Annotated in this window: 10 protein-coding genes; 8 read left to right on the top strand and 2 right to left on the bottom strand. The window is 69.0% G+C overall.

What is annotated here, in order from left to right; translation table 11 throughout:
- Nucleotide 1: 1 nt before the first annotated feature.
- Both flgG and flgF read right to left on the bottom strand, forming a co-directional pair.
- Entirely contained in the window at nt 2-790 is a 789-nt protein-coding gene (gene flgG / locus ACW175_RS16610) for a flagellar basal-body rod protein FlgG (RefSeq protein WP_099579788.1), read from the bottom strand.
- Between the two features lie 12 nt (nt 791-802).
- Nucleotides 803-1,540, bottom strand: coding sequence for a flagellar basal-body rod protein FlgF (gene flgF, locus ACW175_RS16605; RefSeq protein WP_492101120.1), 738 nt, complete (start codon nt 1,538-1,540; stop codon nt 803-805).
- A 226-nt stretch (nt 1,541-1,766) separates the two neighbouring features.
- On the opposite strand from flgF, the gene fliL reads away from it, so the two are divergent.
- From fliL to edd, 8 genes are all read left to right on the top strand, one after another.
- The gene (gene fliL, locus ACW175_RS16600) at nt 1,767-2,393 is read left to right on the top strand and encodes a flagellar basal body-associated protein FliL (RefSeq protein WP_492101119.1); all 627 of its coding nucleotides are present in this window, start codon (nt 1,767-1,769) and stop codon (nt 2,391-2,393) included.
- Between the two features lie 26 nt (nt 2,394-2,419).
- Nucleotides 2,420-3,568 (top strand): flagellar motor switch protein FliM, encoded by a 1,149-nt coding sequence (fliM, locus tag ACW175_RS16595; protein ID WP_492101118.1) that lies wholly within the window; start codon nt 2,420-2,422, stop codon nt 3,566-3,568.
- On the top strand, nt 3,565-4,170 hold the full coding sequence (locus ACW175_RS16590; RefSeq protein ID WP_492101117.1) for a DUF6468 domain-containing protein: 606 nt from the start codon (nt 3,565-3,567) through the stop codon (nt 4,168-4,170). The genes fliM and ACW175_RS16590 overlap by 4 nt, the downstream gene beginning before the upstream one ends.
- Nucleotides 4,167-4,988, top strand: coding sequence for a MotE family protein (locus tag ACW175_RS16585; protein WP_492101116.1), 822 nt, complete (start codon nt 4,167-4,169; stop codon nt 4,986-4,988). The genes ACW175_RS16590 and ACW175_RS16585 overlap by 4 nt, the downstream gene beginning before the upstream one ends.
- A gap of 9 nt (nt 4,989-4,997) precedes the next feature.
- Nucleotides 4,998-7,871, top strand: a complete 2,874-nt coding sequence (locus ACW175_RS16580) for a tetratricopeptide repeat protein (RefSeq protein WP_492101115.1) — start codon at nt 4,998-5,000, stop codon at nt 7,869-7,871.
- Between the two features lie 233 nt (nt 7,872-8,104).
- The gene (zwf, locus tag ACW175_RS16575; RefSeq protein ID WP_492101114.1) at nt 8,105-9,568 is read left to right on the top strand and encodes a glucose-6-phosphate dehydrogenase; all 1,464 of its coding nucleotides are present in this window, start codon (nt 8,105-8,107) and stop codon (nt 9,566-9,568) included.
- A gap of 2 nt (nt 9,569-9,570) precedes the next feature.
- Nucleotides 9,571-10,263, top strand: a complete 693-nt coding sequence (gene pgl / locus ACW175_RS16570) for a 6-phosphogluconolactonase (RefSeq protein ID WP_492101113.1) — start codon at nt 9,571-9,573, stop codon at nt 10,261-10,263.
- A 5-nt stretch (nt 10,264-10,268) separates the two neighbouring features.
- Nucleotides 10,269-12,077, top strand: a complete 1,809-nt coding sequence (gene edd, locus ACW175_RS16565) for a phosphogluconate dehydratase (RefSeq protein WP_492101112.1) — start codon at nt 10,269-10,271, stop codon at nt 12,075-12,077.

Here is a 12,077-nt window from a genome sequence, read left to right as displayed (position 1 = left end):
CTTACGACCGCAGCTGCGAGGTGGCTTGGAGCATCTGGTCGGCCGTGGTGATCACCTTCGAGTTCATCTCGTAGGCGCGCTGGGCCGTGATCAGCGAGGTGATTTCCGTCACCGCGTCGACGTTCGAGGCTTCGGTGTAGTGCTGCAGCAGGGTGCCGAAGCCCGGCTGGCCGGGGGCGGCGAGGTTGGCGGCCCCCGAGGCGGCGGTCTCCAGCAGCAGGTTGTCGCCGATCTGCTCCAGGCCGCCTTCGTTCATGAAGGTGGCCAGTTGCAGTTGGCCGATGGTCTGCGGCTGCGGCTGGCCGTCCAGCTTCACTTGCACCAGGCCGGTCTTGCTGATCGTGATGTCGGTGGTGTTCTGCGGCACCGTGATGCCCGGCTGGACGGTGTAGCCGTCCTCGGTGACGATCTGGCCCTGGTCGTTGGTCGAGAAGTTGCCGGCCCGGGTATAGGCCGTCTCGCCCGAGGGCAGCAGGATCTGCAGGTAGCCCTTGCCCTGAATCGCGACGTCCAGCGGGTTGTCGGTCAAGGTCGGCGTGCCCTGCTCGGTGATGCGGTAGACCGAGCCGGCCTTGACGCCGCCGCCGACCTGCACGCCGGTCGGGACGATGCTGCCGTCGCTGGACGACTGCGAACCGGCGCGCTCCACCTGCTGGTAGAGCAGGTCCTGGAACTCGGCCCGTTGGCGCTTGAAGCCGACGGTGTTCATGTTCGCGATGTTGTTGGAGATGACTTCGACGTTCAGCTGTTGCGCTGACATGCCCGAAGCGGCGGTGCGGAGAGCTTGCATCGGCTAGGCCCCTTAATTCAGCTTGCCCAGACGCTCGACGGCGCTGCGCGAAAGTTCGGCGGTGTTGTCCATCATCTTGGCGACGCCCTCGTAGGCGCGCTGGATCTCGATCAGCTTGGTGATCTCGACAACGGGTTGGACGTTCGAGGATTCCAGCATGCCCTGGTGGACGCGGGCGTCCGGTGCGGGCTGCAGGGTGGTGTTGGTCGTGTTGCGGTAGAGGTTGTCGCCATCCTTGGCCATCGAGGCCAGGCTGTCCGGACGAACGACGGCCAGGCGGCCGACACGGACAGCGCCCTGGCTGACCGTGCCGTCCTTGCCGATCGAGACCGGGCCGAGCGTCTGGTCGATCAGCAGCGGGCCGCCGCCGTCGTCCAGCACCTGGGCCCCGGCCTGGGTGACCAGCTGGCCTTCCGGGTTGGTGGTGAAGCGGCCGTCGCGGGTGTAGCGATCGCCACCGGCGGTCCGGACGTGGAAGAAGCCCGTCCCTTCGATGGCGACGTCGAAATCGCCGCCCGTCTTGGTCATCGCCCCCTGCGTGAAGTCGCGGGCGACGCGGTCGTCCAGCACGAACTTCACCGGCGAGGCGCCATCCAGGGTCTTGGCCGGCTTGGCCTGTTCCGTGCGGACCATCAGGTCCTCGGTCTTGAAGCCGGTGGTGTTGGCGTTGGCGATGTTGTTGGCCACGATGTCGAGCTGGCGGCGCAGCGTCATCTGACGCGAGAGGCCGACGTAGAGCGCGTTGTCCATGGCGAGTTAACTCGGGCGGCTGGCGCGACAAATGCGCCGAAACCCTTGAAGCAACCTTCGTGCCAACGCTGAAAGTCGTTCTGAATCAACGAATAGGAAGGTTAACGGCGGGGTGTCGGTCGGAGTCTGCCGGGCAGATTCAGCCTGCGACCAAATGGCCTCAAAAACACATCGTTAACCATGCTCCCGCATGAGTACGGGGTATAGATTCCAAGGAAACGCGCGCGTGGCCAAGAAACCCGAAAAGGAAGCTCCGGCTCCCGAAGGCGAAGACGGCGCCGAGGGCGAAGCTCCGGCGAAAAAGAAGCCGCCGATCCTGATCATCGCGATCGCCGCGGGCGTCCTTGTCCTGGGCGGCGGCGGCGCGGCCGCCTTCTTCCTGATGAAGCCGAAACCGGCCGCCGAGGCGGGCGAGCACGGGGCCGAAAAGAAGGAAAAGAAGAAGGAAAAGAAGGAAGAAAAGGGCGGCCACGGCGAGAAGAAGGAAGGCGAGGGCGGCGCGGCCGCGGCCGGCGGCCCCGCGCCGGTGATCAAGGAAGGCCCCGACGGCGTGGTCTTCTACACCCTGCCCGACATCGTCGTGAACATGCAGACGGCCGACGGCAAGTCGACCTTCCTGAAGCTGAAGCTTACCTTCGAGCTGCCGGACGAAGATACGGCCGACGCGCTGACCCCGAATCTGCCCAGACTGCAGGACATGTTCCAGGCCTTCCTGAGGGAGCTGCGTCCCGAAGACCTGAACGGCAGCCAGGGCACCTACCAGCTGCGCTACGAACTGCTGCGTCGGGTGAACCTGATCGCCGCGCCGGCCAAGGTGAATGCGGTCCTCATCGAGGAGATGCTGATCAACTAGCCCTCGGGCTGGTTGGGCGAACGATCATGGCGGACGAAACCGACGATCAGGCCGCGATGGCCCAATGGGCCTCGCAAAACCCTCCCGGCGCCTTCGGTGAAGGCGACGCAGGCGGTGGCGGCGGCAATGAATTTGGCGACTTTTCCGGCGGCATGGGCGGCTGGGATGATGGCGGCGGCGGCGAGCCCGGCTCCGAACGCATCCTGAACCAGGACGAGATCGACAGCCTGCTGGGCTTCGATCTCTCCGGCGATGGCGGCGAGGACCGGACGGGCATCCGCGCCATCATCAATTCGGCGCTGGTCAGCTACGAGCGTCTGCCGATGCTGGAAATCGTCTTCGACCGCCTGGTGCGGTTGATGACGACGTCTTTGCGGAACTTCACGTCCGACAACGTCGAGGTCAGTCTCGACAACATCAGCTCGATCCGCTTCGGCGACTATCTGAACTCGATCCCGCTGCCGGCCATCCTGGCGGTTTTCCGGGCCGAGGAACTGGACAATTACGGCCTGCTGACGGTCGACTCCAACCTGATCTATTCGATCGTCGACGTGCTGCTGGGCGGACGTCGCGGCACGGCCGCGATGCGCATCGAGGGCCGTCCCTACACCACGATCGAGCGCGTGCTGGTGCAGCGGATGATCGAGGTGGTGCTGCACGACCTGAAGAGCGCCTTCGAGCCGCTGCACCCGGTCAATTTCTCGCTGGACCGCCTGGAGACCAACCCGCGCTTCGCCGCCATCGCCCGTCCGGCCAACGCCGCCATCCTGGTCAAGCTGCGCATCGACATGGAAGACCGCGGCGGCCGCATCGAGCTGCTGCTGCCCTACGCCACGCTGGAACCCATCCGGAAGATGCTGCTGCAGCAGTTCATGGGTGAGAAGTTCGGCCGCGATAACATCTGGGAAGGCCACTTGGCCACCGAGCTGTGGACCACGCAGATGGAGGTCCGCGCCGTGCTCGACGAGCAGCAGGTGCCGCTGTCGCGCGTCCTGAACATGCAGATCGGCGACACGCTGATGCTGAACGCCACGCCCGACAGCCTCGTTGAACTGCGCGCCGGGGCCATCCCCCTGACGCGCGGCCGCATGGGCCGTCGCAACCACTCGATCGCCGTGCGAGCCGAGGCGCCGCTGACGCCCGCCGCCAAGAAGGCCGTGCAGAAGCTGAAATGAGCCTCGTCGCCTTTGCCATGAACGGGTTCCTGGCGGTGCTGCTGATCGCGGCGCTGGTCTTCGGATGGCGCCTTGAACGCCGCCTGAAGGCCCTGCGCGACAGCCACGAGGGCTTCGCCAAGGCCGTGGCCGACCTGGACCATGCCGCGGCCCGCGCCGAGCAGGGCCTGGCCGACCTGCGCGCGGCCACCGACGAAGCCGCCGAGACCCTGGCGATGCGGATCGAGCGCGCCCAGGCCCTGGCCGCCCAACTGGGCGAAATCATCGATCGTCCGCCGTCAGCGCCGACCTTGGCGGCGACAGCTCGGCCGCAAGCCCCGGCCGAGCGTCCCGCGCCGCGCCCCAGCCGCGAGACGCCGCCGGCCCCGACGCCGCAGGAGGAGCGCCGCCTGTCGGCCGCCGATTTCGAACGCCTGCTGGACCGGGAGGACCGCGTCGAACGCGCCGCCCGCGGCGAACCCCTTCCGCGCCCGGCATCGCGTCCGGGCGTGGCGCCAAACATGAGCAGCGAAACGCCGCGTTCACGCGCGCGGATCGATGATGACCTCTTCGACGGACCGGGCGACAGCTCGTCCGCCAACCCCAGGGCTCCCCGCCGATGAAGAACGTTCCGCGCATCCTCCCCCTGGTCGGCGTCGCCGTCGGCGGCGTGCTGGCGATCAACGCCATGGCCGGCGCCAAGTCGCTGCCCGACCTGATGGGCGGGGCCAAGGCCTTCGCCGAAGGCGTCGCCGAAAAGAAGGACGCCAAGGGAGGCGAAGAGGCTCCGTCGGCCGAGGGCGCTGGCCAGCCGGCCGCCGCCAACGCGGCGCCGCCGCGCGTCTGCGCCCCTTCGGCCGACGCCCTGGCCAAGGAAGCCGGCCTCTCGCCCGCCGAGCTGCGCGTGCTGCAGAGCCTGGGCGCCCGTCGCGGCCAGCTGGACCAGCGCGAGCAGGACATCGACGTCCAGCTGCAGCTGCTGGCCGCCGCCGAGGCCAAGCTGGACGCCAAGATGAAGGCCCTGACCGGCCTGAAGGGCGACATCTCGGGCCTGCTGGGCCAGGTCGACGCCCAGAAGCAGGCCGAGGTGGATCGCCTGGTCACGGTCTATCAGGGCATGAAGCCCAAGGACGCCGCCGCCCGCATGACCCTGCTGTCGGACGAGGTCCGCCTGCCCATCGCCGCCAAGATGAAGGAGCGGGCCCTGTCGCAGATCCTGGCCAACATGAGCCCGGGCGACGCCAAGATCCTGACCGAGCGCCTCGCCTCGCGCATGGCCAATCCGGCTGTCGAGAAGGGCAAGGCGGCGATCGCGGACAACGCCGCCGCGCCGGCGGCTCCCGGCGCCGCGCCGAACAAGCAACAGGCCGACGCGGGTCTGGCCGGCGCCGCGGATCCCGCCGCGCCCAAGGCCAAGTCCCCCCCCAAGAAGGCCGGCTAAGGGAGGCCCATGACCCTTCGCCAGCTCCTGCGCTCCAGCGTCGCCGCCGCGGTCATCGCGGGGACTCTGGCGCCGTCCGCGTACGCCGCGCCGCCGCCCTCGGCCGCGCGCGCGTCGCTGGATGTGCGCGTGGCGCAGGCGGCGGACTTCTCGCGGATCGAATTCCACTGGGGCGGCGGCGCGAAGCTTGTTTCGCATCGCGAGGGCCAGACCCTGGTGCTGCGGTTCAGCCGCGACGCCAATCCCGATATCTCGACCCTGAAGATCGCGCCGCCGCGCTGGCTGAAGGCCGCGGAGGCGCGCCACGTCAACGGCGTGCTCGAGATCGTCATTACACTGACGGATGACGCCGACGCCCGTCTGGGCAATGCCGACGGCGTCGACTTCGTCAATCTGTTCGCCCGTCCCGGCGCGCCGCCGGCCAGTCCGACGTCCGCGCCCGTCGCGCCGATCGGCCGTCCCAACCCCATGCCCGCCGGCGGCGTGGTCAAGGTCGGTTTCGACCGTCAGGACCAACAGGTCACGCTTTCGTTCGAGTGGGCCGCCCCGGCCGGCGCCGCCGTCTTCCGGCGCGGCGAGGCGGTCTGGATCGTGTTCGACACGCCCGCGCGCCTCGACATCTCCAAGTTGCCATCGTCCAGCCCGCGCTATTCCAAGATCCAGGCCCTGAAGGGGCCGGACTACACGGCGCTGCGCATCGTCACCCCCTCCGGCACGCCCTATGTCGCCGAAGGGTTGGGCGGGCTTTGGAAGATCAGCCTGGGCGCGGGCACGCAGGCGACGCCGGATGTCGTCAGGGTGGCGCGTGACGAAAGCGTGCGCCCGGCGACCCTGTCGGCCACGGTCTCGGGCGTGACCAAGCCGGTCTGGGTCGACGATCCCGCCGTCGGCGACAAGCTTATGGTGGCCCCGGCCCTGGCGCCCACCAAGGGCCTGCCGTCGCGCCGCGAATATGTCGAGATGGCCCTGCTGCAATCGGCGCAGGGGCTGGCCGCCGAGGCCTATGCCGGCGACCTCGTGGTCCAGGCCAGCGGCGACCTGCTGCGCATCGGCCGTCCCAAGGGTCTGATCCTGTCGCCGATCTCGGCCAGCACGCCGCCGGAAGAGGCGGCCGCTGGCGCGCCGCAGCCGATGTCGATGCCCGCCCTGATCGACCTGGACAACTGGCCCAAGACCGGTTCGGGCGGCTTCCTGGCGCGCTACAACGCCCTGCAAAGCGCCGTCGCGGCCGCGCCGGATGGCGAGGGCAAGGACAGCGACCGCGCCGCGCGCATGTCGCTGGCCCGCTTCCTGGTCGGCTCACAGATGTCGTTCGAGGCCATTGGCGTGCTGAACGCGGCGGGCCGCAAGCACCAGACCCTGCTGGGTGACGCCGAGTTCCGCGGTCTGCGCGGCGTGGCCAAGGTGTTCGCCGGCCGCCTGACCGAGGCCGACGCCGACTTCTCCTCGCCGGTGCTGGCCGACGATCCGTCCAGCGCCCTTTGGCGTGGCTACATTTCGGCCAAGCAGGGCCAGTGGGCCGACGCTCGCGCCAAGTTCGCCGGCGGCGGCCGGGCCCTGGATCTGTTCCCGCCGATCTGGCGGGCGCGCTTCCTGCACGCCCAGGCCCAGGCGGCTTTGGGCGTCGGCGACGTGACCGGCGCCATGCAGATCATCGCCAAGGCCCTGGCCGTGCCCAAGGTCCCGCTCGAGGACCAGCTGGACATCCGCCTGACCCAGGCGCGCGCGTTCGAGGCCAAGGGCGAGAAGGTCCGCGCCCGGCGCATGTTCGAGGCCATCGCCAAGGCCCCGTACGACCGCATCGCCACCCCGGCCATGCTGCACGCCACCGAGCTGGGCTACGCCAAGGGCCAGATCACCGCCCAGAAGGCCGCCGAGATTCTGAACCAGCTGCGCTATCGCTGGCGCGGCGACGGCGTCGAGCTGGAGGTCATCCGCTCGCTGGGGCGCCTCTATATCGACCAGGGCCGCTATCGCGAGGCGCTTGAAGTGCTGCGCTCGGCCGGCCGCCAGTTGCCGGATCGCCCGGAAGCCGTGGCGCTGCAGAACGACCTGTCGAACACCTTCCGGCAGCTGTTCTTGCAAGGCCTGGCCGACGGCATGCAGCCGGTCCAGGCCGTGGGCCTGTTCTACGACTTCCAGGACCTGACCCCGATCGGCGCCGACGGCGACCAGATGGTCCGCAACCTGGTGCGCCGCCTGGTGGATGTCGACCTGCTGGACGACGCCGGCAAGCTGCTGAAGTACCAGGTCGACAACCGCCTGAACGGCGTGCCCAAGGCCCAGGTCGCCACCGACCTGGCCTGGATCTACCTGATGAACAAAAAGCCGGAGGATGCGCTGGACGCGATCAACGCGACCCGCACCACGATCCTGCCGCCGGCCCTGAACGCCGAGCGCCGCCTGGCCACCGCCCGCGCCCTGATGGGCCTGGGCCGATTCGACGACGCCCTCGAACTGATCGACAAGGACAGCAGCCGCGACGGCCAGGAGATCCGCGCCGAGATCGCCTGGAAGCAGCACACCTGGCCGACGGCGGGGGCGCTGTACGAACGCTCGCTGGGCGACCGATTCAAGACCCCGGGCGCGCTGACCCCGGGCGACGAGGCCCGCTTGCTGCGCTCGGCCGTGGCCTACAGTCTGGCGGACGACAACGCCGCGCTGGCCCGGCTGCGCGCCCGCTGGTCGGGCTTCATCGACAGCGCCGGCAATCCGGACGGCCTGCGCGTCGCCCTGCAGGGCATGAACGTCGAATCGCTGTCGGCCTCGGACTTCAGCCGCGTCACCGCCGACAACGAGGCCTTCAACGGCTGGATCGGCCGGATGAAGGACAGGTTCCGCACCGGCCAGCCCGCCGGATCGCCCGCCCGCGCGGCTAAATAGGGCAGGGGCTTTCGCCCAAAGGCCGCTTTCGGCGCGCCGCGGGGCATGACTCGCCTCGCCTCGGCCCGCGTCATCGAAAATTCACCCGTCGAAAGCGGATTGGTCTTGTGGCGGGGTCCGGACGTTTAGCCTAGTTAGGGCCGGTCCCAGCGCCCGTAGGGGCTGGCGGTCCGCGACCGCTTGCCTTTCCGGCGCAGGCATGTCATGACAACGTTGTCATAGGGTGGACGACTTTGGCTAAGAAGAACCAAGACGCCGATAATGGGCGCGAAGTGCTGGTGCTGCTGGGCGGCGCGGGGGATCTGGCCCTGCGGATGCTGTTGCCTTCGCTGTACTTCCTCGAGCTTGATCGTCTGCTGCCGCATGATCTGCGGATCGTCGGCGTGGCCCGCGCGGACCATGACGCGGCCAGCTACAAGGCGCTGGTCCGCGAACAGCTGGGCAAGCGCGCGACGGTCGAGGAGGGCGTGTGGAAGCGCCTGGCCGAGCGTCTGGACTACGTGCCCGCCGACATCACCAGCGAAGCCGATGCCAAGAAGCTGGCCGACCGCATCGGCGAGCACGGCTCGCTGGTCATCTTCTTCTCGCTGTCGCCGAGCCTTTACGGTCCGGCCTGCCAGGCGCTGCAAGCCGCCGGTCTGACCGGTCCCAGCGCCCGTCTGATCCTGGAAAAGCCGCTGGGCCGCGACCTGGAGAGCTCCAAGGTCACCAACGCCGCCGTCGCCGCCGTGGTCGACGAGAGCCAGGTCTTCCGCATCGACCACTATCTGGGCAAGGAGACGGTCCAGAACCTGACCGCCCTGCGCTTCGCCAACGTGCTGTTCGAGCCCCTGTGGGACCGCAACACGATCGACCACGTGCAGATCACCATCGCCGAGACCGAGAAGGTCGGCGACCGCTGGCACTATTACGACGAGTACGGCGCGCTGCGAGACATGGTGCAGAACCACATGCTGCAGCTGCTCTGCCTGGTCGCCATGGAGGCGCCGTCGGGCTTCGATCCCGACGCCGTCCGTGACGAGAAGGTCAAGGTGCTCCGGTCCCTGCGCCCCTTCACCAAGGAGAGCGTGGCCCACGACACCGTGCGCGGCCAGTACGTCGCCGGCGTGGTCGAGGGCGGCGCCCGTCCGGGCTATGTCGAGGAAGTCGGCAAGCCGACCAAGACCGAGACCTTCGTGGCCATGAAGGTGGCGATCGACAACTGGCGGTGGGACGGCGTGCCGTTCTTCCTGCGCACTGGCAAGAACCTGCCCGACCGCCGCACCCAGATCGTCGTCCAGTTCAAGCCGCTGCCGCACAACATCTTCGGCCAGGCGACCGACGGCGAGCTGTGCGCCAACCGTCTGGTCATCGACCTGCAGCCGGACGAAGACATCTCGCTGACGATCATGAACAAGCGCCCGGGCCTGTCGGAAGAGGGGATGCGCCTGCAATCGCTGCCTCTGTCGCTGTCGTTCGGCCAGAGCGGCGGTCGCCGCCGCATCGCCTACGAGAAGCTGTTCGTCGACGCGTTCCGCGGCGACCGCACCCTGTTCGTGCGGCGCGACGAGGTCGAGCAGGCCTGGAAGTTCATCGACGCCGTCTCGGCCGCCTGGGCCGACGCCGGCATCGAGCCCGCGCCCTACGCGGCCGGCACCTGGGGACCGCAGTCAGCCCAGGGCCTGATCTCGCCCGGCGGCCGGTCCTGGAAGGCGTGAGCATGGCCGAACATCAGATCGAAGCCTTCCCGACCCGCGAGGCGCTGTACGATGCCGCCGCCTCGACCATCGCCCAGGCTCTGACCACGGCGGTGGCGACGCACGGCGTCGCGGGCTTCGCCGCGACGGGCGGCTCGACGCCGGCCCCGGTCTATGACCGCCTGTCGACCCTGACCGTCCCCTGGGACAAGGTCATGGTCACCCTGACCGATGAGCGCTGGGTCCCGGCGTCCGATCCCAGCAGCAACGAAGGCCTGGTGCGTCGTCACCTGCTGAGGGGGCACGCGGCCAAGGCCGGCTTCTCGCCGCTCTTTTTCGACGGCGTCAGCCATGAAGAGGCGGCGCTGAAGGCCCAGGCCGGCGTCGCGGCCGCCGCGCCGTTCGGCGTGGTTCTGCTGGGCGTGGGTCCCGACGGCCACTTCGCCTCGCTGTTTCCCGGCTCGCCGGTGCTGGCGCGCGGCCTCGACCTTGCCTCCGACCGCCTGGTGCTGGCCGTGCCGCCGGGCGATCCCGCCCCGGATATTCCCCGGATCAGCCTGACCTTCCAGGCGTTGACCCAATCGGCGCTGATCGTGCTGCTGATCACCGGCCAGGCCAAGCGCGCCCTGCTGGACGGTGAGGTCGATCCGACCCTGCCGATCGCCGCCATTCTGAACCAGGACCGCGCCAAGGTCCGCATCCTGTGGGCGGAGTAATCGCCATGAGCCTGAACCCGGTCATCGCCGAAGTCACCGCCCGCATCGTGGCGCGCAGCCAGGACAGCCGCGCGGCCTATCTGGCCAACATGCAGCACGCGATCGACAGCCAGCCGGGCCGGGCCAAGCTGTCCTGCGCCAACTGGGCCCACGCCTTCGCCGCCTCGCCGGGAGTCGACAAGGTCCGCGCGCTGGATCCGAACGCGCCGAACATCGGCATCGTCTCGGCCTATAACGACATGCTGTCGGCCCACCAGCCGCTGGAGGCCTATCCCGCGCTGATCAAGGACGCGGCCCGTGAAGTCGGGGCCACGGCCCAGTTCGCCGGCGGCGTGCCGGCCATGTGCGACGGCGTCACCCAGGGCCGTCCGGGCATGGAGCTGTCGCTTTTCTCGCGTGAAGTCATCGCCATGGCCACGGCCGTCGCCCTGACCCACGACGCCTTCGACTCCGCGCTGTATCTGGGCGTCTGCGACAAGATCGTGCCGGGCCTGGTGATCGGCGCCCTGACCTTCAGCCACCTGCCGGCCCTTTTCGTGCCCGCCGGTCCGATGACCTCGGGCCTGCCCAACAGCGAGAAGGCCCGCATCCGCGCCCTCTATGCCGAGGGCAAGGTCGGGCGCGCCGAACTGCTGGAAGCCGAGCAGGCCAGCTATCACGGTCCGGGCACCTGCACCTTCTACGGCACGGCCAACACCAACCAGATGCTGATGGAGCTGATGGGCTTCCATCTGCCCGGCTCGGCCTTCGTGCATCCCAACACGCCGCTGCGCGAGGCCCTGGTCAAGGAAGCCGCGCGCCGCGCCGCCGCCGTGACCAACAAGGGCAACGAGTTCATCCCGGTCGGCCGGATGATCGACGAGAAGTCGATCGTCAACGGCGTGGTCGGCCTGATGGCCACCGGCGGCTCGACCAACCTGGCCCTGCACATCGTGGCCATGGCCCACGCCGCCGGCGTCCAGCTGACTCTGGAAGACCTGGACGACATCTCTAAAGCCACGCCCTTGCTGGCCCGCGTCTACCCGAACGGCGCGGCCGACGTGAACCACTTCCAGGCCGCCGGCGGAATGGCCTTCATCATCCGCGAGCTGCTGAAGGCGGGTCTCGTCCACGAGGACGTCCAGACCATCGCCGGCCCCGGCCTGTCGCTCTACGCCCAGGAGCCGCACCTCGAGGACGGCGTGCTGAAGTGGCGCGAGGGCGCGACCGAAAGCCTGGACACCGCCATCGTCCGCCCGGTCTCGGACCCGTTCAGCCCCGAGGGCGGCCTGCGCCTGATGGCCGGCAACCTTGGACGCGGCGTCATGAAGATCTCGGCCGTGAAGCCCGAGCACCACGTGATCGAAGCCCCAGCGGCCGTGTTCCAGGAACAGGAAGACTTCATCGCCGCCTTCAAGCGCGGCGAGCTGGACCGCGACGTCGTCGTCGTCGTCCGCTTCCAAGGGCCGTCGGCCAATGGCATGCCCGAGCTGCACAACCTGTCGCCGTCGATCTCGGTGCTGCTGGATCGCGGCTACAAGGTCGCCCTGGTCACTGATGGCCGGATGTCCGGCGCCTCGGGCAAGACGCCCGCCGCCATCCACGTGACGCCGGAAGCCGCCAAGGGCGGCCCCCTGGCCTATGTCCAGGACGGCGACGTGATCAGCGTCAACGCCGAGACCGGCGAATTGAAGATCCTGGTGGACGAGGCGGTTCTGCGCGCTCGCACGCCGGCGAACGTCCCGGCGTCCAAGCCGGGCTTTGGTAGGGAACTGTTCGGATGGATGCGCAGCGGGGTCGGCGCGGCCGACGCCGGGGCCTCCGTCTTCGCCTAA

Source organism: Caulobacter sp. FV1ye6ST (genome assembly GCF_058681225.1).
The sequence above is the reverse complement of the archived record's forward strand: the minus strand, read 5'-3'. Positions and strand labels throughout refer to the sequence as shown.

Bases quoted from the DNA above. Each gene is read 5' to 3' on its own strand.
- pgl (WP_492101113.1), top strand. From the start codon at position 9,571: ATGGCCGAACATCAGATCGAAGCCTTCCCGACCCGCGAGGCGCTGTAC.
- ACW175_RS16585 (WP_492101116.1), top strand. From the start codon at position 4,167: ATGAAGAACGTTCCGCGCATCCTCCCCCTGGTCGGCGTCGCCGTCGGC.
- ACW175_RS16590 (WP_492101117.1), top strand. From the start codon at position 3,565: ATGAGCCTCGTCGCCTTTGCCATGAACGGGTTCCTGGCGGTGCTGCTG.
- edd (WP_492101112.1), top strand. From the start codon at position 10,269: ATGAGCCTGAACCCGGTCATCGCCGAAGTCACCGCCCGCATCGTGGCG.
- flgG (WP_099579788.1), bottom strand. From the start codon at position 790: ATGCAAGCTCTCCGCACCGCCGCTTCGGGCATGTCAGCGCAACAGCTG.
- fliM (WP_492101118.1), top strand. From the start codon at position 2,420: ATGGCGGACGAAACCGACGATCAGGCCGCGATGGCCCAATGGGCCTCG.
- ACW175_RS16580 (WP_492101115.1), top strand. From the start codon at position 4,998: ATGACCCTTCGCCAGCTCCTGCGCTCCAGCGTCGCCGCCGCGGTCATC.
- flgF (WP_492101120.1), bottom strand. From the start codon at position 1,540: ATGGACAACGCGCTCTACGTCGGCCTCTCGCGTCAGATGACGCTGCGC.